Here is a 26,488-nt window from a genome sequence, read left to right as displayed (position 1 = left end):
AGGGAAACGTCCCCTTGCCACTACTTGTTTTTATTTTTAATAAAGATCATTAAAGCTAATAAAGCTATAACGATTAAATTAATGATAGCTAAGGCAGGATAAAACAATTTTATCAAACTGCTTCGCTGAGCATAGGTTCTTATGGATAATGCACTAAATAAGAACACTGGCAGAGAAATTATATAAAAAGCATTATAACTCTTAAGCTTAAACATATATTTTATTATGTGTCCGCAGCCATAATATTCATTAGCTGTACGCTTTAATATTACAAAACTCCAAAGCAGTAAAAAAATATACCTGGAAGTATTTATGACTTGAATTCTATTAAACTCTGTCATTAGCAGCACTGGCCATAAGGACATATTCACAAGCTTATAGCCTAGATAATATATACACATGATAACCATAAAAGTGTTTGTAGCCATAGTTATAAATACAGCCCTCAAGGACACTTTTAGTATACTTTCTTTATTTTTCATATATGGATATATTAAAAATATTATCTCTATACCACTATAATAATATACGACATCCTGAACCGCCTTAAAAATACCTGCAAGATTCTTATCTATTATAGGCATCAAATATAAATAATTACCCTTAGGCAGCCCTATGCTCAAAGAAATGGTCATAACTATTATTATAATTAAGCTTATTTCATTGATTCTAGCCAAGGTTTTAAAGCCACGGGAGTGAGTGAATATAATTAATATTAACATTGCTATATATATCTTAATGGGTGATAAAAAGGGAGTGGCGTATACACTAATAACCTTATAAAAGCCAGATAAGGTCAACACCACAAATATAGGAAATCTTAAAAAAAATATAATATTTAAAATACCTCCCACCCATTTCCCAAAATACAATTCATTTAATGCCAATATATCTTGCTCCGGATGCTTATTACAAATATAAGCAGCTAAAAGGGATAAAAGCAAGGGATAAGCGGCTCCTATAATAGTTGATATCCAAGCCCCCTGCTTACCTTTCTCCGCTACAGCCTTAGCTATAGTGATACTAACACCTACCATAGTACCTACTAGTATTGCTAAAGCTTGATTATCACTTATACTATTATTTTCTCCTCTCTTCATATTATAGTCCACTAATATTGACCCCTTCCTACATTATCCACCTTTACTTTAGCCCTTACCTTAATGGAACTCTTTGATACCACTTCATTCCAATCTACACCACTATCTCTTCCAAACTTCGCCGCTGCCACGCTACCTAACTCTAAGCAATCTACCTTATATTGCTTTTGCATTTTTTTTATAAAAGCATTACACTTTTCTTCTATTTCTTTAGCCATGTCCTCTTCAAAGTTCTTTATGGACTTTTTATTTAATTCTTCGTAAAGAGTATTAGAGGTTATATTGCCAGTGACGTTTAAATCTATAATAAAATTATACTTATCCTGATCCTTATAGCATTTAACCTTCTTTTTTACTCTAGAATTGTAATCCACATACTTTTGTTCTCCTCTTTTTAGAGAAAATACTCCCCTGGTCTTATCCTCCCTTAATACATTCATTATTTTGGATTCATATATGTCTATTATCTGAACTAGTTTCTCTCTCTTAAAAAGAGCTACCCCAGATATCTCTATCTTATTATTGCGAATTTCTACATAAGGCAGCACTATATTTTCTCCCTCAGAGGTCAATTGAGTAAATAAGTCCAGAAAAGTATAGTTTTCTGAATAGAAATTATAATATATTGATTCCTTCACGATTCCCTCTATATACTCTGCAGAACTCGGTAAAGCTTCAACTTTAAACTTTATAATATCTTCTGCCTTACCCTTGCACACTACTATTAATCCTTTATCATTTAACCTAGGATTATTAAGGAATATGTTTACTAGAGAATCTATGCCATAAGCTCCCATATCTTCGCTGATTATAAGCATCCTCTCTATATCTGCAGTATAACTCCTATCTATTTTCAGCTGCCTATCCTGCCGATTTTCCCCTATGGTACTAGCTTCAGCAATCCTATTATAGCTATAGACTTTATCCTGAGAAAACTTGTATATATTGTATGTTATTCTATAATTAGCATTCTCTTTTAATGTTTTTTCAATATCTACTCCTATGCCAAAGGATATGGCATTTTCTTCTATAGGCGCGTTTAAGGTGTCATAATTATAGAACACCACAGCTCCTATTATTACTAGGATGATAAACACATTTTTTATCCTACTTTTCCTCAAGCTTCTAATACTCACCTCTTCCCACCTTATCTACGCGTACCTTAACCTTTACTTCTATGTTAGAATTGCTTATAATCTCATTCCAATCCACTCCAGTGCCTCTTCCTTGCTTTGTCACAGCTATTTTCCCTAACTCTAGGCAATCTAATTTATATACCCTTTGCATCTTTCCAATAAACTCCTTGCACTGCTTTTGAATTTTTTCTTCCATATCTTTTTCAAACTCTTTTATTTCTTTTGGATTCTCAACAAGATTCTTGTAAAGCTTATTGCTGACGATTTCCCCATTTAAATTTAGCTCTATAATAAACTTAAATTTATCCTCTTCCTTATAGCATTTAACCTTTCTTTTGCTTTTAGCCGTAAAGTTAATATATTCTTTTTCGCTGTTTTGAAGGGTTACCATTCCCCTAACATTATTCTCCCTTAAAAGGTTTAATACCCTTCCTTCATTTATATCAACTACCTGAGCTAGCTTATCCTTATTAAAAATTGCTAAACCTGTTATTTCAAATCCCTGTTCTCTTAATTCTATATAAGGCTGTACTACCGTTCTTCCTTCCGCATCCATGGTAAGATATACTTTTTTTAAAGTATAGTCCTTAGAAAAAAAATTATAATTAACTGAATTTTTTACCATGCTATCTATAAATTCTACAGGGGAATCGTAGCCTTCTATCTTATGAGTTAAATAATCGTCGCTTTTGTTCTTACAGACTAATACTACCCCATTGTCATTTAATACAGGATTCCTAAATAATATATCTATCAGTGGCTCTACTCCAAATTTAGCTACTTCCTCGTCTATCAGATAAACCCTTTGAGTACCTAAAAACAACTTCTTGTCTATTTTCCTTTGTCTATCCTCTCTGACTTTACCTATAGTACTTGCATTTCCTTCATGAATCTCACTGCTATTTTTTTGGCCTTTACTATCTTCCGTGGCGGTTTCACCATAAATAATAGAGCTTATAGGAATATGATATTCAACATCTCCCTGAGAATTTTGCAGCAAGCTATAGCCTATGCCTAGGGATATATCTAAATCCTCTGCATTTTCATACTTTATTTTATTTTCTTTAACAGCAACAAAAGCCACTACCACTAATATTGCTATGATTAAGCTCCTATGCTTTTTCACTGCTATCACCCTTTTTTATAACTGAAAATAAAAATATTATGGTTATATATACAAAATTATAGGCCGTACTAAATAAAGAGGTCTTTTCTGTTATAGACGCCCTTAAAAGCCTATCACTATAATACTTGTTAGCCACTAATACTATCAGGCCTCCCACCACTACATGAAATATGATTTTTTTATCAATATTAATTATTTGCCCTGCTAAATCAAAATTAAAGTAATAGAGCGCAGCTATATCAACTAAGGTTACTATCATCCACAAGAATATAAATATAAATCTAAAAGAATTGATTACCTCCAGCTGTATTGCTTCTGTAGCTGTAAAAAAAGGCCATATGCTTTTGGCTACTATATCTGTGCCCATATAATACATGGATACAAATACTATCCATGTATAAAAAAAAGCTATAAAGGCCACTGTTCCTAGGGCTGATTTTTTCAATTTACTCTTATCCTGCAAGTGTGGATATAGTAAAAATATAAACTCAATACCTGCATAGGTATAAGAGGTTATGAAGGAAGCCTTTATAATATTCTTGATCCCAGATCCAAATATAGGCAGTACATTTAAATAGCTACCCTTTCTTAATATGGCTAAGGAAGTTACAAGTATAAATAGTATTATAAAAAAATTGATAATAGAAACCCTTCCAAGAACCTTTAAGCCTCTACTTACTGCAAAAATTATAAAGATAACTGTCACTATATATATTTTAGGAAATCCCATATAAGCAATAACATAGGTCTTAAATATTATGGCTCCACTGGAAATAACCCCCGGAAGATAGGTTAAAAAGCCTAGAGCAAAAATTACATTAAGAAAAGTACTTAAGTATTTACCAAAATACTTTTTACTTAAGGTTAATATATTGTCATCAGGAAATCTTTTTGAAAAAAATATAGCTATTATGACTACGTATAAAGGGTATAGGGCACCTAAGGCTGTAGCTATCCACGCATCCTGCTTAGCAAGTTTATTTATGGTATTTGGCAAACTAGTAGATTCTATTCCTATGGTTATAGCTATTAATAGAACGGCCAGTTCTACAGGTGTTATAAAAATTTTTTTTGAGCCATTTCCCTCCATTCTATCAATACCCTCCTCTTCCTTGACCAAATATATGAACCTTTGCTTTAACACTTATTTCTGCATTAGTAACAGCTTCATTCCAGTCTATATTTTTTCTTCTGCCATACTTAGCGGCTCCTTCCCTACCTAGTTCTAGCAAATCCACCTTATATTGCCCCTGCATCTTTTTTATAAAAGCTTCACAATCCTTTTCCACTTGCTTTTCAAATTGCAGCTCTATAAGCTTCTTAGTATCTAAATCCTCCAATAGCTTCTTGGTTAATACATTGTTTATTATCTCTCCCTCCAATTTCAACTCTATTAAAAATTTATATTTTTCTCCTTCTCTTGTGCATTTAACCTTCTTTTGGCTTAATACACTTATATCTACATACTTATTTGACCCTTGCTGAAGAGACAATACTCCTACTACATTATTTTCTTTTAGCAAGTTTAATAGCCTAGTTTCATTCATATTTAAATGACCAATCATCTTATCCTTGTTGAACAGTGCTACTCCTGAAACAATTACCCTATCTTTTTCTATTTCTACATAGGGCAAAACTAAGCTTCTTCCCTCGCTCTGTACTCTAACCATAATATCTATGATCTTATAGTTTTGAGAAAAGAAATTGCTCCATTTAAGACTCTCGATCAAGCCTTCAAGGTATTCTGATATACTAGTATGATTTTTCATCCTAAATTTTAGTATATCCTCAGCTTTACCTTTAGATATCATAGTAAAGGCCATATCTGAGGTATAAGGATTTCTTGCTCTCTCTTCTAATATACTTCTTATTCCATAGGTGGCATAGTCTTCTCCAATCACAAATACCCTGTCTGTACCATATACAAAGACCTTATCCAACATCCTCTGCCTATTTTGATCCGTTTGCCCTGGAGTAAGGCCCTTAGCTACGGTGGTTTTACTCCTTATCTCTCCATTAGGGCTAATAACATAGGATTCAAGCGGAAAAGAGAACTCTATATTTCCAGAGGTGATTTTTTTCAAGTCGTAGCCTAGTCCTCCTATTATCTCTACTTCCTCTATAGGAACTCTTTGTATTCCTACGAATATAAGCATATAAAATAATAATGCTGCTGTTAAAATAAAATAAACCTTATACCTTTTAATCACTCTTCTCATCCTTTTTTATTACCATTACTAAGTAAATTATTGTTACATATAGAATATTAAATATTAAATATATTTTGATGCCCTTATTCAAAATATAATTTCTTTTTACCATATTGCCATATAGCAGTGGCAGTATAACCATTATAGGTGCTGCCATATAACTTAATCTTTTAACATTCCACCCTTTAAAAAAATCATTTAGTATCACCATGCCTGTATAATAACTATTAGCTACCACCTTAAAAGCAACCAGACTCCATAAAAACATGAATATATATCTAAAATTATTTACAATGGTTATGGTTACACTTTCTGTTACTGATAAGAATGACCAATAAGTCTTACTTATTATATCCGCTCCTAGATAGTATATGGTAATGAATACCACCCAGGCATATAGCAGAACTACTATTAATAAGCCCTTAAGAGAAGCACTTAAAAATTTAGCTTTATTTTCAATAGAAGGATATAATATAAAGATGCATTCTATACCTGCATAGGCAAAGGTTGTGGTCAAGCCACCTTTTAATATATTTTTTACACCTGAATGAAAAATAGGCATAACATTTTTTATGCTGCCTTGCCTTAAGGCTGGATATGGAGACATAAAGATCAACAGCGCAACACAAAAAATATAAACGTTTATTTTACTTAGGGTCTTCACCCCTTTACTGCTGGCATAAGCTATCATTATTGCCATTATTCCTATTACCTTTATAGGAGTTAAGAATCCTAGCGCAAAGGTTCTGATCAAATTTATATATCCTGAAAGTACCATGGAGGATGTAAATATAAAATAGCTAAAAAAAATAATATTTAATAAGCTTCCTAAATATTTGCCTAAGTATTTTTTGCTGATAAGAATTATATTTTCTTCTGGAAAGCTTTTCACCATAGCCTTTGCTATAAATACCATGTATAATGGATAAATTCCGCCTAGTATAACTGATATCCAAGCATCTTCGTAAGCTATTTTGGCAATCTCATTAGGCAAAGATAACACTCCTATACCCACTATGATTCCAAAAACCGTAAGGGTATAGTCTCTATTACTCATCTTCTCTTCTCCTGAATTTTTTTCTAAAATCCGTTTGCCTTGTGGTATTGTTAGTAGGTATGACTTCTGGTCTCTTGTTCATTTTCCATAATGCTCCTCTTATAAAGGTATCCTGCATATCTCTTGATTTAAATTCGAAATAGGGCACTCCTAAATTTTCCAAGGAGGATAAATGAACAAGAATAAAAAACCAACCTAGAGCCACTCCAAAGATACCCATTATATTTGCCATAATCAGCATGGGAAATCTTAATAATCTTATAGCTATGGACATATCATAATTAGGTATTAAAAAGGTGGCTACCACTGTTACTCCCACTATAAGCAGAGTAGTAGGACTTACTATTCTGGATTTTATAGCTGTATCTCCTATTATAATTCCCCCTACTAAGCTCAAAGTTTGAGCTATTTTAGAAGGTAATCTAAGACCTCCCTCTCTTAAAAGCTCCACCACAAGCTCCATAGCAAATATCTCTAGAAAAGGGGTTAGAGCTATGCCAATTCTAGATTGAACTATGGGGGTAATAAATTTTATAGGTATCAATTCCGTATTATATTTAAGTAGGGTTAAATATATGGCAGAAGTAGATACCACCATAAAAGCCGCAAAATATCTAAGCAGCCTTGTAAAAGAACCTACTAAGGTTCTTTCATTATAATCCTCTACCGTTTGAAAGAACTGAACAAATATCACTGGCAATATCATAGCCAAAGCATGACCGTCTACAAATAGCAATATCTTTCCCTCTCTTAAATCTGATTGAGCCACATCTATCCTCTCTGTAGCATAACTTTGAGGAAAGGGTGTATAGGGATAATCACCTATAAATTGTTCCAACATCCCAGGAGAGAAGGGTCCATCTATATCTACTAAGGATATTCTGCTTTTTAATTCCTCTAATATAGTCTTATCCACCACATCTTCTAAGTATAGAAGAGCTACATCCGTCTGTGATCGTCTTCCTAGGGTAAACATATCAATGCTTAGTTTACTATCCTTCATGGTTCTTCTTGTTATGCTTATATTTGTGTCTATATTCTCAACAAAGCTATCTCTTCTCCCTTTTACCGAAGTCTCATTTTCTGGCTCTCCTATGCTTCTATAGGTTCCCCCTTTAGTATCTATTATTATGGCTTCACAGACTCCATTTATAACAATGGCGGTATCTCCCCTCTTTAAATGACTCACTATATTGTTCATTTCTGCTTCTACTGTGGTATTGCTCATAGAAATATATCTTCTGCATAGGTAGTCAGGAAGATTCATTTTTCCATTTAAATCTTCTTGTATGTTGAACATTAAGGGCCTGAGCACATCTCTATCAATTATGTCCTTATTAATTAATCCATTGACATAGATAGCTGCCGCATCTAAAGGTATATTTCCTCCTAGATAAAAATCCTTTACTACAACAAAAGTCTCATCCCCTAGTTCATTTTTTATATTTTCTATATTTTGAGCTAAATTATTGCTTATCAAGTTATCCTCCCCTTTGAATACATTGAGGTTCTTTCATAGGTTTTTATTCCATTGAATATATTTTCTTCAATTAAAATATTAATATTCTTGTATATGAAAATTCTTTCAGATGCTTAAAGATCTATTTTTTGATTAAATAGTTTTGTATTTTTTGTTACATATTTTTTACTATTTTACTTTTATAATTAAGTATTATTTAAATCTTGTGAAATATTTAACTTCGATATTGACTTTTTTTATCATAAGTTGTAATGTAATATATGTACAAGGGCTAATTATGTCGTATTTAGCCTAAAAAATTGTTAAAAATATATACATATTTAGGAGGAACCCATTATGAAAAAAACGTTAAGTATTGTTGCAGTTGCAGTTTTAAGCATATCAATATTAGCAGGTTGCGCTAAATCAAAAACAGAAGCACCTAAAACTGAGACAAAGCCAGAAACAAAAACTGAAACAAAGACAGATGCAGTGACTACAGCATCTATAGTAGACACTCCAGAAGCTTTCTTAAAGGCAGTAAGCAAGGATGGAAAATGGATTATCGCTACAACTAAAGACTTAACTATTGATAAAGAAATAGTGCTGGATGGCGAATTCAAAAATGGTAAGAAGGATAAGGACGGCAAAGATATTATTCAACGTAAGATAGCTCTTTACACTCAAGATGATAAGAAAAACGTAACAGCTAGATTTACTTTAACAGCACCAAAATTAACTGTTAACAGCCCAGAAGCTAGAATTCAAAGTGGAACCTTTAAAGGCGATGTTTATGTTTCAGCTAAGAACTTCCAATTAGTAGATGCTAAGGTTGATGGAAACATATATTTTACTAACGAAGATGCTAAATCTACCTTTAAAATGGATACCACAAGTTCTGTAACTGGAAAACAAGAATTAAAGAAGTAAGAAGTAATTAACATAAAAAACTACCAAGCTGCATTTCAAAGAAACAGCTTGGTAGTTTTTATTTCGGGAAATTTCAGAATATTTTACATAATATTATTTTTATGTGCATATTACTCTCAATTCAAGCTTTCCTGTATTCTCTTCTCATAGAATGCCTTCATTTTCGTCCCGCTTTCGCTCTTTTGCCCACATTTTGTTTATTTCACCTGAGCTTGCTAATAGCTTATTGTTGGACATACCTATTTCAACGACAAATTATTTTACATATAGCGAATAATTTGTTAATATATATATTTTTTTATACTTTTATAAATTAAATAAATATAATATAATTAAATCAACTCTAAATATTAAATATTTAAAACCATAAAAAATGGTATAATATTCAAATAGATGAATTTATTGGTTATGAGGTGAAGCATGAAAAAGAAGTATACTATCATTATTAGTGTAATTTTATTAGTAAGCATTTTTATAGGTATCTTTATATATAGAAATTATGCTATAGATACTAGCACTGGAGAGCTAATTATAAATAAAAAAAGTAGTTATGATGCATCAAAGGAAATTAAAGAAGCTTTAAAATCACTGGATGCTGGTAAAAAGGCAGATGTGATAACTAATGTTAATACATCATCAAATATGGTAGCTTTATCTTTTGAGGGGCTTGGTAATGAAGATACTATGAATAAAATAATAAGCCTATTAGATACTTATAATATAAAGGCAACCTTTTTTGTCCCTGGAATTAAAGCCGCAGAAGATCCTAGTATAATAAAAATGATAAAAAAAAGTGGACATGATATAGGAAATGGAACTCTTTCTGGAACTAAAAATATGGAAAAGTTATCTACAGAAGAATTGGTTACTGACTTTTGTAGTACTAACAAGATTTTGAAATCTATAACAGGTAAAGTTCCTGATTTATTAAAATGTAATTCTACAATTTATAATGACAATATTTTAACCACAGCCTATGCATCAGGAAATAAGTATGTTGTTAATAGTAATCATTATTTGAGCTATCAGAGTTTTAAAAATTATAATGAAGCCTATTGGTATATGAAAAACTTAGCAAATATCTCAATTGTCTCTATAAAATTAGAGGGTGTTTTAGATAGCTTTGAATATGGAAAGCAGAAGACTGAAGAAAAACCTGCCATAGATAAGAAAGCAGGAATAGATGAGTCTCAAAGTAAGGATAAAAAAGAAGTAACAATTGTGGAAATAGTAGAATGGTTACTAAAATCAATGGATGAGCAAAAAAAGCTAGCTGTTAAGGTAGCTGATCTGCCAAGTATTGAAAAAAATAGTGAATTGTTTAATAGTAAAAATATATTAGATAAGATATCCAAGCAAAATAATAAATCAGAAAATAAGGAAGTAAAAAATAATATAGATTTAATTGATTTTAAAAAATTAATAGCCAAAAATAATAATAGACTTGCCCCTGTTATTTCACAATTTTATACTACTCAGAAATCTTTAACATATACATTTAGAGGCTTAAGTAATGAAGCTAGCTTAGATAAAACATTACAAAGGCTTGAAAAGCTTAATGCCAAGGGAACATTTTTTGTAACAAAGGATGAAATATTGAAGTATCCAGATAGGATAAATAAAATTATTAAAGCAGGACATGAAATTGGCAATGGAGGAATAACAGCTAATTCCTCATTATTAAATAAATCAACAGAGGAGATTTGCAGAGAAATATATGAAGTGGATAAATTATTAAAAGAAAAAGGAATAACTACCAATGCATATATGCCTGGATATGGGTATGTAGATGCCGAAATTCAAGAAGCTGTATCAACAATGACTACTATGCCTTCTTTTAAAAACTATGAATTATTTACGTACTCTAAGGCACCTATTATTCATAGATATAAAGACATGAATGCTGAAGAAATTGTGTCTGATTATTTCAATGTAAATTCATATCTATCACTAAGAAAGGGAGAGATAGTTTATTTTAGATTAGATTCAGGTCTATTTAAAAATGATGATGCTATTGCTAATATCGTTGAGTTATTAACTAAAAATTATGTTCAAAATGGTTATGCTAATAGATATAATGAAAAAACTCAATCCTATGATTTAGCTCAAAAGCCATTAGGATATTCAATAGTAAAATTAAGTAATTTACAAAATACAGCTGAAACACCATTACAGCTAGGTAGATACAATATTATAAATAATTCAATCACTATGAAGAAAAGGACCTATGAAGATGCACTAGCAATGATGAAAACTAACTATATAGGTAATAAGTATGTAGATTTAAGCGATTTTAGTGATGAGGAAAAATTATATATTGATAAGGCTGGAACCATTGATACAAATGGTGAAAATGTTATATTCTTTACCTTTGATGACTGGGGAGGAGACCCAATAGTTAATGAAATACTAGATGTGTTAAATAAACATAAAGTAAAGGCAGGATTTTTTGTAATATCAAAATATATAGACGTTAATAGCGGTATATCAAATACTAACCCAAATCTGCTTAGAACTATTGCTTTAAACGGTCATGATATAGGAAGTCATAACTATAACCATGAACTTTTAAATTCTAGCAGAGAAGAACTTGAAGTTTCTCTAATTAAGTCTTATGATGTTATGTCTAATATAATAGGTGATTTACCTTCATTAAAATCATATTTTAGATCACCTACCTTGCTTTTAAGAAAAGAAGGACTAGCTGCTGTGTTTGAAAGTGGATATAAATATGCTATTAGTGGAAATATTACAACCCATGACTATGAAAGGGCTTCCGCGCAAGAAATTGCTGATTATATAAAAGAAGAACTAGTTAAAGGAAAGGGAAATGTAGTGGTAATGCATATGAATGACCAAAGCTATTTCACTGCAGAGGCTTTAGACATATTCTTAACTAACAATGAAAAAGGATTGTATGGAGAAAAATATAAAATTGCAAAATTAAGTGATTATCTAAAAAAATAATATTAGGCATATGAGAATAAATAAAAGGTTAAAATTGGCTATGGTACTGAAATTTTATTTATTTGAGTATGCCTTAATATACCAAGTAAGGAGTTTAAACAATGAGGGTTGGATACAAAAAATCAAGAAAGAAGCAAGATAAAACCCATGATATTCTTTTAAATCCCCGTGTAGATAGAAGACTCTTAGCAAATGTACCTGATAAAGAAGGTATAAGAAATAGTGTTGACCGTAGAGGCCAAAAGGCGTTAGAGGATTATAAGGGTGATCCTAATGTATTTATAAAAAGTAAAAATGCTGGAATAAGATATATAATGCAAGCTGATATTAAAGTAGTATGTAGAAGCCAAAATGGCAATATCACCTTTAATGTTAAATCTGTAGATATTTCTACAACGGGAATTTTATTAGAATTAAAAGATAACGAACAATTAAATATGATTAGCAACGCTAAAAGTATTAAATTAGAATTCAAAATATTGCCTGGTTCTATGCCAGAAGGATATGAAATGAGTGTAAAGATTAAAGGGAAAAAAGTTCGGGATTCTATCACAAAAGATGGACAAATATTCTGCGGCATAGAATTTTTTGAAACTTTATCAGAATACTCAAATAGAAAAAAAGATAGGTATGTATTAGCTACATCTAGCTTACTATTATTATTTATAAGTGTTTTCATTTTATTAATGCGTGCAGAGAGTATAATATATTTTAAATTTAATAAGTGGATATACCTATATAGTATCATTGCAGCTGTATTTCTATTAAGTAGATATTTATTTGGTGTTTTGTACAAACCTATGCCAATAGATGTGGATTATACACCAGGTGTAACCATTATTATTCCTTGTTTTAATGAAGCTGAGTGGATAGAAAGGACAATTTTAAGTTGTATCAACCAAGACTATCCTATTGATAATTTGGAAGTTATAGTTGTGGATGATTGTTCTAATGATGATTCTGTAGATAAAATCAAGGAGACCATAAATAAGTTAAATAATGAAGCTGAAAGATTTGATGCTCCAAATAGAGTTAAGTATTTTGTTCAAGAAAAGAACCTAGGAAAAAGAGAAGCACTATGCAGAGGAGTCGTAAATGCAAAGCATGATTTAGTAGTATTTGTAGATTCAGATAGCTTTCTAGATCCATTTGCAATAAGAAATTTAGTACAACCTTTTAAAGATCCTAAAATGGGTGGAGTATCAGGTAGAACAGATGTTGCCAATACTTATACAAATATTTTAACTAAAATGCAGTCTGTTAGATACTATATTGCTTTTAGAATTATGAAAGCTGCAGAAGCTTATTTTGATGCCGTTACATGTCTATCAGGACCACTGTCCTGCTACAGAAAGCAAATAATTATAGATAATATGGATGAATGGATAAATCAAAAATTCTTAGGTCAAAAGGCAACTTTCGGAGACGATAGAGCTATGACTAATTTTGTATTAAATGGACATAGAACCTGCTATCAAGATACAGCAATTTGTTCTACTATTGTACCTAATAAGTATAAGGTATTTCTTAAACAGCAAATGAGATGGAAACGCTCCTGGCTCAGAGAATCCATTATTGCAGGAAAGTTTATGTGGAAAAAGGAACCTTTTATGGCCGCCTTCTTTTATATGGGGGTGTTCGTTCCTATTGCTGCACCTGTAGTAGTTTCCTATAACCTAATTTATGCACCAATTGTACACAAAATATTTCCAACTACATTTCTTGTTGGACTTCTAATGATGGCATTAATGATGAGCTTTGCTCAAATGTTTTTTAGGAAGAGTACAACTTGGATTTTTGGAATGGTGTTTTGTATTTTTTATGAAGCGGTATTGCTTTGGCAAATGCCTATAGCTTGGGTAACATTTTGGAAATCCACATGGGGCACAAGAATGACTCCAAGTGATATAGAAGCCCAAAGAAAAAAAGAACAAAGGAAAGCTTCTAGTATATTAAGAAAAAAGGTAGAGAATAAATATGCGAAATAAAAATTTTTCTCCTGAAAAGAAAGATAGAATTAAGATAATAAGAAGTATATTTCAAGGAATAATTTTGCTTGTAGTATTAGTACTCATTATAAAAGCTTTATTTACTTTTTCAGTGTACAAGCCTTATAGCTCACAGGAGATTTCTAAAGATAGAAATAGTGGGTTTATTGCCATATCATATTTTGGGGTAGATAGAACTGGAGATGCTACACTAATAAGTACTGAAGCATTAGAAAAACAGATTAAAGCTCTGAAAAATAATGGTTACGTAACTATTACTCAGCAAGATATACTAGATTATTATGCAAAAGGAAAGAATTTACCGGAAAAGGCGTTATTTTTATTATTTGAGGATGGAAGAAGCGATACAGCAATATTCTCTCAAAAAATTCTAGAAAAATATAATTATAAAGCCACAATGATGACTTATGCAGATAAATTTGCAAAAAAAGATCCAAAGTTTTTAATGCCTAAAGATTTATTAAAATTAAAAGATAGCTCTTATTGGGAATTAGGAACCAATGGATATAGGTTAGAATATATAAATGTTTTTGATAAAAACTCAAATTATTTAGGGAAATTAGATTCAGTTCAGTTTTCAGAAGCAGCTTCTAAGATTAATAGAGAATACAATCATTATTTGATGGATTATATTAGAGATGAACATGGTATTCCTATGGAATCCTATGAAGAGATGAAAGAGCGTATTAGTAATGACTATGAAAAATTATCAAAAATATATAATAAAGAGCTTGGAAATATACCATCTACCTATGCACTAATGCATTCAAATACAGGTAAGTTTGGCACAAATGATAAGGCTAGTGAAGTAAATGGTAAATGGATTAAAGAATTATTTAGCATGAATTTTAATAGAGAAGGATATTCTTTAAATTTATCAAATAGCTCTATTTATGATTTAACTAGGATTCAACCACAGGCATATTGGTCAACTAATCATTTATTGATGAGAATTTGGGATGATACTAAGAAGAATATTGAATTTGTTTCAGGAGATAAAGAAAAAGGAAGCAAGTTCAAAATAATAAAAGGACAAGCAGAGTTTATAGATGATAAAATTATATTAACATCATTGCCAAAGGATAAAGGCTTCATTAAGCTATTAAATAGTGATAATTTTAAGGATATTAAAATATCAACCCTATTAAAGGGAAATGTTATAGGTTCTCAGTCCATATACTTAAGATCCAATGAAGATGGAAGCAATAGCCTATGTGTTCAACTTATTAATAATATAGTTAATGTTATTGAATTTTCAAATGGAAATAAAAATATAATATATTCATTAGATTTAAGTGATAAAAGTAAGGATAAAAAGATTGATATAAAGGAACCTGGAAGTAAAAAAGTTGATATAACCTTAGTTGATAAAAAACTTACCTTAGCTATTGATGAAAAGGTAATAATAGAAGAGTTAAAAGTAAGTAATGAAAATAGAGGAAGTATTTTTCTTGAGTCTGCATGGGGAGAATATGGATATAGTCAAAGAAATATTGCAGATGATGTATATGATGGAGTTTTTAAAAGTTTTAAAATAACTGATATAAATGATGAAGTACTATACGATGCTTCATTAAAGGGAAAAGAAGCTGTAACTTATAAGATTAAAAATTCTTTTAATAAACTTGTAAATTGGTTTATAAAAAATCTATAGTTTAAGAGGTCTAAATGAAGAATAGTGTGAGAAAAAATTTGATTTATACTGGATTGATAATATTAATATTATCAATAGCAACTTTGACATATATAAATGCTGCTTCAAAAGAGGATAATTCCCTAAATAAAGATAATAATACACCCCTAAAGGAAGAAGTAAAACAGGCATTTGGAGAGGATATAAATAATCTATCAGCATGGGTTGTATACTGGGATTTAAATTCTGATAAAGAAATCAAAACCTTAGGCAAGAAATTAAAAAATATTTCTTACTTTGCTGCTAATTTTAGTTCCAATAATGAATTAATGATGCCAGAAAATTTAACTAATTATTATAATGAAACAAAGGATTATGATTACAATAAATATATAACTATTGTTAATGATAAAATAAATAGTGACGGAAATTATTCATTAAAAGATATAGGTCTATTAAAAGCACTATTAAGTGATTCAGCTTCAAGAAGTGATCATATTAAAGATATTATAAATTTAGCAGTTAAATATGGTTTTGATGGTATAGAAATTGATTATGAACAAATAAAGAATGACATGAAGCTATGGGATAACTATATATTATTTATAAATGAACTATACCAGAAAGCTGAAAAAGAAGGTTTAAAACTAAGAGTTGTATTAGAGCCTAACATACCCTTTAATAAATTGAACTTTAATGAAGGCCCAACATATGTAATGATGTGTTACAATTTACATGGGGGCTTTAGCGAACCTGGAGAAAAGGCAAATCCTAAATTTATTAGAGATTTAATAGAAAAGATGGGTAAAATACCAGGAAAAAAGAATTTTGCAATTGCTACTGGAGGGTTTAACTGGGCATCTAATGGAAAAACTACATCCCTTTCAGAAGCTGAAGCTAAACGTATATCAAAAGAGTATAATGCTAAAGTAGAACGTGATAATGAAAGCCAGTGCTTGTTTTTCAATTATAAAGATGAAAATAATATAGAACATCAAGTATGGTATGCAGATGCTATTACCCTAAAGTCTTGGATGAAGGTCATAACAGAAAATGGATATGATATTAGTATCTGGAGATTAGGTGGAAATTTGTTTTAAAAAAAGTGGGAGCATACATAGAATTGTGTAAATCAACTCTATATATGCTCCCTAAAAATTTAAAGTCTCCAATAACTATATCCCCTTTGCTCAGCCACCGTCCTATTAAGGATACCTTTAACGTCAATAATAACTTTCTCGCTATTATCAAAGTGTCCAAATAACCCATCTATCTGTGTCCATTCCATATCCTTAAACTCATCATGAGCCACAGCGAACACTAAGCAATCTGCATTCTGGATACTTTCAAGGTTAACTAGGTCTATACCATATTCATGTTTTGCATCTTCTTTATTAGCCCTGGGGTCAACCACTAATGGCTTAATTGCAAACTCATTCAGACTTTTTATAATGTCAGCAACTTTAGAATTTCTAGTATCAGGGCAGTTTTCTTTAAAGGTTATCCCAAGTATAACTACCTTTGCTTGCTTTACCACTTTGTTGGCTAGAATTAATTTCTTGATAATTGCATCAGCAACAAACTCCCCCATCCCATCATTAATTTTTCTGCCAGAAAGAATAATCTGACTATGATAACCTAGTTTTTCCGCCTGATACACAAAGTAATATGGATCTACTCCTATGCAATGCCCACCTACTAACCCTGGATAAAATTTTAGTGCATTCCATTTTGTATTCATTGCTTCTACAACTTCTTTAGTATCAATTCCCATGCGGTCAAATACCATAGCAAGCTCATTCATAAAAGCAATATTTATATCACGCTGACTGTTTTCTACAACCTTAGCAGCCTCGGCAACTTTAATAGAGCTGACTCTATGCACTCCAGCATCAATAACAAGTTCGTAGACTTTAGCAATTTCTTCTAAACTTTGAGCATCCATTCCGGAAACTATTTTAGTAATATTCTCTAATCTATGCAGCTTATCGCCCGGATTGATACGCTCTGGGGAATATCCTATTTTAAAATCTACTCCGCATTTTAGCCCTGATTCTCTTTCAAGTATTGGTATACAAATATCTTCAGTAACACCAGGGTAAACAGTAGATTCATATACCACAATTGATCCTTTGGTCAAATTACGTCCTACTATATTACTAGCTCCTTCAACAGGGGCTAGGTCTGGGGTTTTATCTGAATTTATAGGAGTAGGTACTGCGATAATGTGAAACTTTGCTTCTTGCAGCCTACTTTCATCCGATGTAAAATCTACTTTAGTTGACTTAATCGCTTTATCTCCAATCTCATTTGTTGGATCGATACCTTTTTTATACAGCTCAATCTTTTCTTTATTTAAATCGAAGCCAATTACCTCAACTTTCTTTGCAAATGCAACTGCTATGGGCATTCCTACATAGCCTAAACCTACTAATGATAATTTTGTTTTTTTCTCTAACAATTCTTTATATAGATTCATACTTAATTCTCCTCACATACACTTATACTTGTAGATGGTTTAAGCTTTTCTAATCTTGAATAATTAAGAACTTACGCTTACCCTACCCTTAGCTTTTAATGTGGCTGCCTCTGCATTATAGCTTTGCCTATAGGTATCTTTATCAATTAGGGTATAATACCTATTTTTTTATAAAATGACCGCAAAATGCATATATAGATTTATTTTACATTTTATAATAGATATTCTCAACCCTATTTTAAAATAATTGTTATAAATTAAAAACTACGTTAAAGCTAATGCTTAACGTAGTTTCCATTCTTATCCCCGCCACTTAGAATTTTACTTTTATTAAAATCCTTTCTGTATCAAAATAACCATTTATTTCGCATCTTTAATTTTAAAATATATCTTTTAGCTCTATGGATAAATCTTTAAATAAGTTTGATTTTATAGCATCCTTACCAAAGTAAAAAATAGGCTCATTGTAATATCCCTCTTCATTTAAAGTAAACACCTGAATGGTATGGTTTTTAGGAGATACTATCCAATATTCTGGAACTTTAAATTTTTCATAGAGGTTTAACTTGGTTATATAATCATGCCTTGCGTTAGATGGAGATACTATTTCTATAATTAAGTCAGGAATTCCTACGTAGTTATTGTCATTAAAACCAGAGTCATTGCATATAACCACTATGTCTGGTATTACTTTGTTTTTATTCTGCTCATCATTCTTCTTCAATATTATATCTATAGGGGCATGAAAAACCCTGCAAGATTTTTCTTTAAAATAATTTTTTAAAGCATAAAACAGATTTCCTGATATCTCTTGATGTATAATGCTAGGGCTTGCTTGAAGGTAGACTTGATCCTCTATATACTCCATGAGGTCATCATTTTCTCCATCCATTTTCAAGAATTCTTCAAAGGGTATTTTCTTTTCTTGAGGCAACATATCATCAGCTCCTCTGTTTAAATTTTAAAATATAAGTATTTATTTATATTATACCACATATACCCCCTAATTAATCCCCCTGCCTCAATAACCTGAATCTAAAAAACTACCCTCTAAGAACTATAAAACGCAACTATCCTCTATAATCTTTATAAAGAAAACACTATCAATGCTTTTATGTGTCCTGTAACAGCGCCTTGTTTTTGTAACTATATTCAAAACTATTAACATCTTTTGCTTTTATAGCATTTATTTAAAGATAATACCGCATTTAATTCTCCACCCATGAGCATTATCAATGAAGTCAAGAATAGCCAAGTCATTAACACTATTACCGCTCCTATACTTCCATAGAGCCTAGAATAATTAGCAAAATTGTTCACATAGTAGGAAAAACCTATGGATACCATAATCCATCCCACTGTAGTAAACATAGCTCCTGGAATAACTTCTACCCAGGTCATTCTTTTACAAGGTGTGTAATGATATAGGGCTGCAAAGGTGAAAATCATCACTATTATTATGAGTACATACCTTAATACATTCCATAAATAAGCTATAAAGGTATTAAAATAAAGCTTTTTTATCAGCACTTCTCCTATTACGTTTCCAAATACCAGTAAGAATAAAGTTGCGATTATTATAAAGGAAATTCCTAAGGTGCAAAGCACTGAAATAGCCCCCACTTTAATAAATCCCCTTCTCTCTTTTTCATTATAGGCTTTATTTAGTCCTTTAATAGCCGCAGAAAAGCCTGTGGAAGCACTCCATATGGTGAAAATTAAGCTGAAGGAAAGCAAATTTCCATCTTTATTGCTAACCACGTCTAATACTGTTTTTGCTATAAGCTCAAAGGCACTACCTGGAACAAAGGCTTTTAAGGTTAACAGTACCTGCTCACTATCTAGATGAAGATAACCGATTACTGTCATTAGAAATATCAAAAACGGAAAAAAAGATAATATCAAGCTATAAGCTAGTTGAGAGGCTAAAGCAAAAATATCATCCTGATCAAATTTTTTTATCAATTGAAGTATTATTGTTTTTATACTAACATTATTCATTTCCATATCTCCCGTTAAATGTTGTAGTATAATTATACCATTCTTTAATTCACAATTCACTATACACAATCAAAGTGAATTTTCCCAAAGTAGCTGGAGAAAATCTTTGATTTTGATTTTTTAGAATCTACTTTATAGATTTTTAGAGAGGATTAATAGTTGAAGCGGTTCTTTTGACTACAGTTTAACCTTGACAGCGAATTTTTATTATTTAATTTTTATAAAAAAGAGCAAAGCTTCCTGCTACACTCTTAGCAAAAGCTTTGCTTATAAATTCTATAATTTTTTCGCGGCGCAGCGAAGTAAAAATCACCTTCATTGTGAATTGTGCACTGTAAATTATGAATTAATAAAACTTCTTAACGCCTCAGTCCATTCTCTCATCTCATCTCCTATAGTACATCTCAACATCATATTATCCAGTGATGAAAAGCTTGGTCTTTTTGCCGCTCTGTTTAGCTTTTCTGAAGTTATAGGCTCTACCCTACAATTTATATTAGCATACTCTACTATAGCTCTAGCAAAATCGTACCAGCTGCATTCTCCATTGCCTGTGCAGTGATAGATTCCGTACTCTTCAGTCAAAGCTAGCTTTAAGATATGATGAGCTAGATCCTCAGCATAAGTAGGATTACCCCTTTGGTCATTTACTACCTGAAGCTCACCTTTCTCCCTTGCTGCTTTAATTATGGTTTTAACAAAATTGCTTCCACCATGACCATAGAGCCAAGAGGTTCTCACAATAAAGTACTTTCTGCAAAACTCTCTCACATAGTTTTCTCCTAACAGCTTACTTTTACCGTATACGCTGGCTGGTGCAGTCATATCATATTCTTTATAAGGTATTTGTCCTTCTCCCTTAAATACGTAATCCGTAGATATATGAATTAGTCTTGCTCCTATGTTTTCACAGACTATTGCTAGATTCCTTGCTCCTAAGGCATTTACCGTAAAGGCTAACTCTTCATTACTTTCACAGCCATCCACATTGGTCATGGCAGCACAATTTATTATGATTTCAGGGTTGAATTCTGTTAGCTTTTGCTTTACTTCCTCTAAGTTAGTTATATCCATCTCATCTGCATCAGGCATCCATAGCTCTGCATTTTTATAAGCTTCATCCATAATTCCTAGATCAGAACTTCCTTTTTTTATTATGCCATATATCTGCTGGGCTAATTGCCCCTTTCCTCCAGTTATTAATATCTTCAAAGTATATTCACTCACCCTTCTTTAATTCACAATTCACAGTGCACAATTCACAATTGAGGATATTTTTCTCAGCCTTGCTGAGAAAAATTTATAATTATATATTATTTAAGATTTTTTCGCCTAGCGAAAAAATCCTCCTTCATTGTGCATTGGTAGAGTAAGTCGGTGGCTAATCGCCACCTTCTCCTCATCAAACCGTGCGTGCGATTTTCCCGCACACGGCTTTCCGACATTCTTCTTTCTAAGGCATTACGACTTTAATAAGCTAGTTTCTTTAGTCCCATTTCTTTGAGTTTATTTACTACCTCTTTAATCCATCTATGTCGAGGTCTGTTTTGTTTCTTGCTATTATACCAAATGGTAAATCTTTGTATGATATACCAGTCTATTTTACTCAGCTGTTTGTTTGAGTATTTTAATTTATAGTAGTTTCTAAGTCCTACTATTTTCCTATTTATTATTTTGACTAATTCATACATTTCTTTCTTTAGATTTGCTCTGTTTCCTAAAACCTCTTTCACTTTCTTCTTCATATTGTCCATTGCCTTTTTACAGGGTATTTGTATTGTGGTGTTATATCTTTGTCCTTTCCTGCTTTCTATTTGGCTACGTCTATGATGAAATCCTAGAAAGTCAAATCCTTCTTTACCGTCCCACATATTCACAAATCTTGTTTTCTCTATAGTATCTATCCCATACCGTATCAAAATAGTTCAGGTATATATTCGATAATAGTGGGCTTATGGATGCGCCTTGCGGCGACCCAATTTCACTTTCTTCATACCTGTCCCTTTCTACTACTCCTATTTTCAGCCATTTCCTTATGAGCTTCAATATTCGTCTATCTGATATTCGTTGTTCTACTAATATCATTAATTTATCGTGGTTTATGTTGTCGAAATATCCTTTGATATCAGCGTCAAGTACCCACCATCCTGAGTTATTGCATTTCTTTCTTATGATTTCTAATGCTTGATGTTGGTTCCTTTTAGGTCTGAAACCATAGGAATATTCCTTAAAATCTGCTTCAAATATAGGCTCGATAATTATTTTAGTAGCTGTTTGTACTATTCTATCCTTTATTATCGGTATTCCTAATGGTCTTTTCTTTCCATCTTTCTTGGGTATATATACTCTTTTAACTGGCTTAGGATTATAATGATTTTCTATTAATTCTTGCTGTATTTCTTTGAGAAGCTTGCTCTCTCCATATTCTACAACATCATCAATATAGATTTCATCTATTCCTCCAATTCCCTTATTGGCTTTTACTTGTTTCCATGCTTTCATTAAGATATCTTCTCTATATACTTTGTCATATAGAGCATGAAACTTTCGTCTCTTATTAGTCTTGGCACTTAGATATAGTTTCCTCTGAAGTTTTCGAGCTTTGTCTATGGTGTTGTTAGCTTTCGCATTCACTCACTCTTACCTCCTTTGAAAACTTGAATGAAGCAGAGTTCCTTCCCTATATGCAGTTTTGTTGTCTGCATAATCTTTGGTACTATGAACTCCTCCGACTCCTTCTCTGCTGAATAACAATTTCGCTTTTAACTTATATGTTTTCATTTTACGGCTTTCGCCGTGCAGAGGAAGGCCTCTCCAGTTCCAAACCATACTTTAAATACATGTCGTTTTCCCTATACCGAAGGATTCTTCGATGGTGCTATCCAAGTTCTTCCCATCTTCCGTGGTCTTCGCCCCAATGCACTAGGCTCGACTTCCTCTTTGTCTACTTTCGCAGTCTATGCTTACGATACGGCAAAATTCACTTTATGTTACGACCTGTATTTTCGCTCGCACCTTCTCAGGTACTTCACCCTCACGCTTCATACCCAGTATTTCTACTACGCATGGTGATTGGCTACTAGGCTTCTTGGCAATTACCTTGACTGGACTTTCACCAGTTAGCATGGTTCAGCTTAGCTGGACGCACTGCATTGTGCATTGTGCATTAATTCCTAACTATATTATACACAATTCCTTTAGCAAAACCACTTCAAAATTTATAATAAAAATATCTTATTCTATAATCCTTTTGAGTTTTCTCATCAAAGCTTCCTTTCTCGTTCTACATTTGCTATATTTTAACCCTTTGCTGCTTGCATATGTTCTTAACCCTCCATGTTGTCTGTCTAAGGAGGCCATTAATATTTCTCTCTCTTCAGTGCTTAATAGCTTTATAGCTTCTCTAAGCCTCTTACATTGGTCCTTGTCCAAAATATGTTCTTCTAAGTTAAAGTCATCCTCTAAGAAATCAATAAATTCCGTACTTTCATCTAAGACCTTATTTAAGCTTGTTTCATAGTTTACCTTACATTTTTGTCTTATCTCATTATAATAATTTTTTTGAATAGCACTTCTAACATAGGCTACAAAATTATTATTTTTACTTTCATCAAATTTATCTATGGCTTTCATTATTGAAGTATAACCCATTTGTATTAAATCTTCTTGCTCATAACCATTTATAAACACATTATTACTTAATTTTATAACCAAAGGTTTAAATCTCATAAATATCTCCTCTAAAGCAGTATTATCTCTTTGTTTAGCCATTTTTACTAGCATTAGCATATCCATATTTATTCCCCCTTTTTTTTCCATAACCGTGTTTACATATATTATACGAGAACGTAAGTTTGGTTTCAAGCATATATTTTATTCTGCTCATATTTTATATATGCACTTTTCGGAGTATTTCAAATTTACTTTTTTACATCTTACACCAATTTTTATGTATCTAAGAGGGAATTTGTTGCTTTATGCGGATCGATGTATTAATATTTAATCACACACACAATACAATTAAGAAAAGAATAAAATCCTACACAAACCCTTAAACTCTTTACAAAATTCACCTGATAAGAGCAGTTATAAAATAACCGCTCTTATTTATTTTATGGTAATAGATGGAGTTTTTTAGCAAAATATTCAATGAAAGAAAATTGAGCCAAAATGCATTTAATTTTTTAAAGTTTATCTCAATTTACATCGATAAATATTAATAATAATATATATCAAAATGTAGAAAAGTGTAAAAACTTAGAATAGGGGCGATAAGTATGAAAAAAATTTCTACCAAAATCATTTCTGCAATTATCCTTTGCTCTTTGATTTCCTCTTTAAGTATTGGTATTGTAAGTATACTTAAAAGTGCAGAGGTTACTAGAAAACAATCCGAATACATATTAAGTGATTTAGCAAAGGTTAGTTCTGCTGAACTTCAAAACAATATATATAAGGTTGAAACCTTAACTAAGAATTTAGAAAACTTCGTAAAATCCACTTTAGATATGAATAATCTTAATAACGATACCTTGGGTAAGTATGAAGATTTTTTAGACCCTGCTATTAAAAGCTTAGCAGAAGGCACTAAAGATATTGCTGGTCTATCCATATTCTTTAATCCAGAATTAACAGGTAAGGTTTATGATGTTTGGTATGCAGATACAAAAGGTAGTGGTACATTTCAGCTACAAGCCTCTTATTCTTTAGGCTCTTTTAAAGAGGATAATGCTGATATGGCCTGGTACTATAATCCTGTTAAGGCTAAAAAAGCTTTATGGACAGAGCCTTATGTGGACAAAGCCACCAAGATGTCTTTGATGTCCTATGTTACACCCGTATTTGTAAATGACAAGCTTATTGCTGTTATAGGCTGTGACGTATCCTTTGACAAAGTGAAAAAAAATATGTTAGCCTTAAAGCCCTTTGGAGATGGTAATGGATTTTTAGTTGGAGAAACTCTTAATTATATTACTCATTCAAAATTTACCAATACAGATAACTTAAAGACAGTAGATAATGGTTCAATGTCACCTTTAGTAGAAAAGCTATCTAAAAGCCCTGAAGGTATTCATTATTATAAATTTGAAAATGCAGATAGACTTTTAGCATATCAAAAGCTATCAAATGGTTGGACTTTCTTTATAGCTGCTAATACAAAATCTATTTTTAAAGATATGAATAGTCTTATTTTATTAATTGGCATATTAACTTTTTCCTTCTTGGTAATTTCCATAGTATTAGCTTCTGTGCTTGGAAGGCGAATATCTAAGCCCATTATAGAAATCAACAAATTGATCAATAAGACTTCTTATTTAGATTTGACGGAAGATCATAGCTTTGATTCTCTAACTAAGGCAAAGGACGAAACTGGAGTTATGGCTAAATCCGTAATAAATTTAGTAGATAAACTAAGAAGTGTAATCAACGACTTAAGAACAAATTCCTCTAAAACTCTAGATTATTCTACAACCTTATCAGAATCCTCCTTTCAGTTAGTGGACTCTATGAATAATGTAAGTAAAACTGTAGAAGAATTAGCTAAAGGTTCTCAGGAGCAGGCAGAAGAAGCTCAAAGCAGTAATGAGAATTTAATGACCTTAGGAGAAGAAATAAATGATGTAGTAGCTTTAAGCAACGACGTCAAGATCTATTCCTCCGAGGTTGAAAAGAATAGCAGAGTTGGTCTAAATTCTATAGAAAATTTAAGTGAAAAGATGGATGTGAACTCTAAACTTACTAAGAATGTTTATAATAATGTAGAAGAGCTTTCTTTGAAATCTAATAATATAGGAAATATTATAGTGACTATTCAATCCATTGCAGAACAAACTAACCTTCTAGCCCTAAATGCTGCTATAGAAGCTGCTAGAGCTGGTGAGGCAGGCAGAGGCTTTGCAGTGGTAGCAGATGAAATAAGAAAGCTTTCTGAGCAAACCTCTAATTCTACTAAAGAAATTGAAAAAATAGTGATAGATATACAACAAAATGTAGCTAGCACTCAAGATAATGTAGAAAATACCCAAAGGGCCAATGAAGAATCCAATGCAGCTATGGAAGAAGCTCAAGAAGCCTTTAACAGCATTACAGATTCCGTTGGTAAAACCCTATTTAAGCTTAATACACTTATAGATAAACTCAATGAAGTTAATAAGGATAAGGAGCATACCATAGCTTCCTTACAAGGCATTTCCGCAATTTCACAGCAATCCGCTGCTGCCACTGAAGAGGTATCTGCCTCTGTAGAAGAGCAATTAGCAGAGATGGAAAATGTAGCCCAAGCTTCTCAGGAGTTAAAGAATATAGTTAACAATCTTGAAGATGTTATTTTGAAATTTAAATTGTAATATGATAAGGGGACGTTTCGTTTGCCACAGTGGC

General features: G+C 31.7%; 20 protein-coding genes. 6 read left to right on the top strand and 14 right to left on the bottom strand.

The window, feature by feature from the left end; translation table 11 throughout:
* Positions 1–20: 20 nt before the first annotated feature.
* Genes BN2665_RS07450 through BN2665_RS07420 form a run of 7 tightly spaced genes read right to left on the bottom strand, consistent with a single transcriptional unit; the run spans position 21 to position 8,109 of the window.
* Positions 21–1,112, bottom strand: a complete 1,092-nt coding sequence (locus BN2665_RS07450; RefSeq protein ID WP_055666489.1) for a GerAB/ArcD/ProY family transporter — start codon at positions 1,110–1,112, stop codon at positions 21–23.
* The gene (locus tag BN2665_RS07445) at positions 1,112–2,236 is read right to left on the bottom strand and encodes a Ger(x)C family spore germination protein (protein ID WP_055666488.1); all 1,125 of its coding nucleotides are present in this window, start codon (positions 2,234–2,236) and stop codon (positions 1,112–1,114) included. Before BN2665_RS07445 ends, BN2665_RS07450 begins: the two co-directional genes overlap by 1 nt.
* On the bottom strand, positions 2,226–3,362 hold the full coding sequence (locus BN2665_RS07440; RefSeq protein WP_055666487.1) for a Ger(x)C family spore germination protein: 1,137 nt from the start codon (positions 3,360–3,362) through the stop codon (positions 2,226–2,228). Before BN2665_RS07440 ends, BN2665_RS07445 begins: the two co-directional genes overlap by 11 nt.
* On the bottom strand, positions 3,349–4,452 hold the full coding sequence (locus BN2665_RS07435; protein ID WP_055666486.1) for a GerAB/ArcD/ProY family transporter: 1,104 nt from the start codon (positions 4,450–4,452) through the stop codon (positions 3,349–3,351). Before BN2665_RS07435 ends, BN2665_RS07440 begins: the two co-directional genes overlap by 14 nt.
* Before the next feature lie 4 nt (positions 4,453–4,456).
* The gene (locus tag BN2665_RS07430; RefSeq protein WP_055666485.1) at positions 4,457–5,572 is read right to left on the bottom strand and encodes a Ger(x)C family spore germination protein; all 1,116 of its coding nucleotides are present in this window, start codon (positions 5,570–5,572) and stop codon (positions 4,457–4,459) included.
* On the bottom strand, positions 5,565–6,629 hold the full coding sequence (locus BN2665_RS07425; protein ID WP_055666484.1) for a GerAB/ArcD/ProY family transporter: 1,065 nt from the start codon (positions 6,627–6,629) through the stop codon (positions 5,565–5,567). The genes BN2665_RS07430 and BN2665_RS07425 overlap by 8 nt, the downstream gene beginning before the upstream one ends.
* On the bottom strand, positions 6,622–8,109 hold the full coding sequence (locus BN2665_RS07420) for a spore germination protein (RefSeq protein WP_154674892.1): 1,488 nt from the start codon (positions 8,107–8,109) through the stop codon (positions 6,622–6,624). Before BN2665_RS07420 ends, BN2665_RS07425 begins: the two co-directional genes overlap by 8 nt.
* 336 nt (positions 8,110–8,445) lie before the next feature.
* Here BN2665_RS07420 and BN2665_RS07415 point away from each other — a divergent pair, with 336 nt between their 5' ends.
* From BN2665_RS07415 to BN2665_RS07395, 5 genes are all read left to right on the top strand, one after another.
* The gene (locus tag BN2665_RS07415; protein ID WP_055666483.1) at positions 8,446–9,018 is read left to right on the top strand and encodes a hypothetical protein; all 573 of its coding nucleotides are present in this window, start codon (positions 8,446–8,448) and stop codon (positions 9,016–9,018) included.
* Between the two features lie 420 nt (positions 9,019–9,438).
* Positions 9,439–11,985, top strand: coding sequence for a polysaccharide deacetylase family protein (locus tag BN2665_RS07410; RefSeq protein ID WP_055666482.1), 2,547 nt, complete (start codon positions 9,439–9,441; stop codon positions 11,983–11,985).
* 101 nt (positions 11,986–12,086) lie between these two features.
* Positions 12,087–13,973 carry a glycosyltransferase family 2 protein gene (locus tag BN2665_RS07405; protein WP_055666481.1) on the top strand — a complete coding sequence of 629 codons (1,887 nt, stop codon included), beginning with the start codon at positions 12,087–12,089 and terminating at the stop codon, positions 13,971–13,973.
* The gene (locus tag BN2665_RS07400; RefSeq protein ID WP_055666480.1) at positions 13,963–15,648 is read left to right on the top strand and encodes a polysaccharide deacetylase family protein; all 1,686 of its coding nucleotides are present in this window, start codon (positions 13,963–13,965) and stop codon (positions 15,646–15,648) included. The genes BN2665_RS07405 and BN2665_RS07400 overlap by 11 nt, the downstream gene beginning before the upstream one ends.
* A gap of 14 nt (positions 15,649–15,662) precedes the next feature.
* Positions 15,663–16,727: a glycosyl hydrolase family 18 protein gene (locus tag BN2665_RS07395; protein ID WP_055666479.1), complete on the top strand. Its 1,065-nt coding sequence runs from the start codon at positions 15,663–15,665 to the stop codon at positions 16,725–16,727.
* A 59-nt stretch (positions 16,728–16,786) separates the two neighbouring features.
* Here the strand turns inward: BN2665_RS07395 and BN2665_RS07390 are convergent, their stop codons facing one another.
* The 7 genes from BN2665_RS07390 to BN2665_RS07365 form a co-directional block, all read right to left on the bottom strand.
* Positions 16,787–18,106, bottom strand: a complete 1,320-nt coding sequence (locus tag BN2665_RS07390) for a nucleotide sugar dehydrogenase (RefSeq protein ID WP_055666478.1) — start codon at positions 18,104–18,106, stop codon at positions 16,787–16,789.
* 379 nt (positions 18,107–18,485) lie between these two features.
* Positions 18,486–19,043 (bottom strand): Uma2 family endonuclease, encoded by a 558-nt coding sequence (locus BN2665_RS07385; protein WP_055666477.1) that lies wholly within the window; start codon positions 19,041–19,043, stop codon positions 18,486–18,488.
* Between the two features lie 224 nt (positions 19,044–19,267).
* Positions 19,268–20,107: a YihY/virulence factor BrkB family protein gene (locus BN2665_RS07380; RefSeq protein ID WP_055666476.1), complete on the bottom strand. Its 840-nt coding sequence runs from the start codon at positions 20,105–20,107 to the stop codon at positions 19,268–19,270.
* Positions 20,108–20,446: 339 nt separating this feature from the next.
* Complete coding sequence (rfbD, locus tag BN2665_RS07375) at positions 20,447–21,319, bottom strand: dTDP-4-dehydrorhamnose reductase (protein ID WP_055666475.1); 873 nt, start codon at positions 21,317–21,319, stop codon at positions 20,447–20,449.
* Positions 21,320–21,576: 257 nt separating this feature from the next.
* Complete coding sequence (locus BN2665_RS27555; protein ID WP_242865920.1) at positions 21,577–21,978, bottom strand: group II intron maturase-specific domain-containing protein; 402 nt, start codon at positions 21,976–21,978, stop codon at positions 21,577–21,579.
* Entirely contained in the window at positions 21,965–22,741 is a 777-nt protein-coding gene (locus BN2665_RS07370) for a reverse transcriptase domain-containing protein (RefSeq protein ID WP_242865921.1), read from the bottom strand. The genes BN2665_RS27555 and BN2665_RS07370 overlap by 14 nt, the downstream gene beginning before the upstream one ends.
* A gap of 600 nt (positions 22,742–23,341) precedes the next feature.
* Positions 23,342–23,902, bottom strand: a complete 561-nt coding sequence (locus BN2665_RS07365; RefSeq protein ID WP_055666474.1) for a sigma-70 family RNA polymerase sigma factor — start codon at positions 23,900–23,902, stop codon at positions 23,342–23,344.
* A 482-nt stretch (positions 23,903–24,384) separates the two neighbouring features.
* Between BN2665_RS07365 and BN2665_RS07360 the strand changes: the two genes are divergently transcribed.
* Entirely contained in the window at positions 24,385–26,454 is a 2,070-nt protein-coding gene (locus BN2665_RS07360; protein ID WP_055666473.1) for a methyl-accepting chemotaxis protein, read from the top strand.
* Positions 26,455–26,488: the final 34 nt, after the last annotated feature.

This window comes from Desnuesiella massiliensis (assembly GCF_001403615.1).
Classification (GTDB): domain Bacteria; phylum Bacillota; class Clostridia; order Clostridiales; family Clostridiaceae; genus Desnuesiella; species Desnuesiella massiliensis.
Note: the sequence above shows the minus strand (reverse complement) of the source record. Positions and strands in the feature narration are given on the sequence as shown.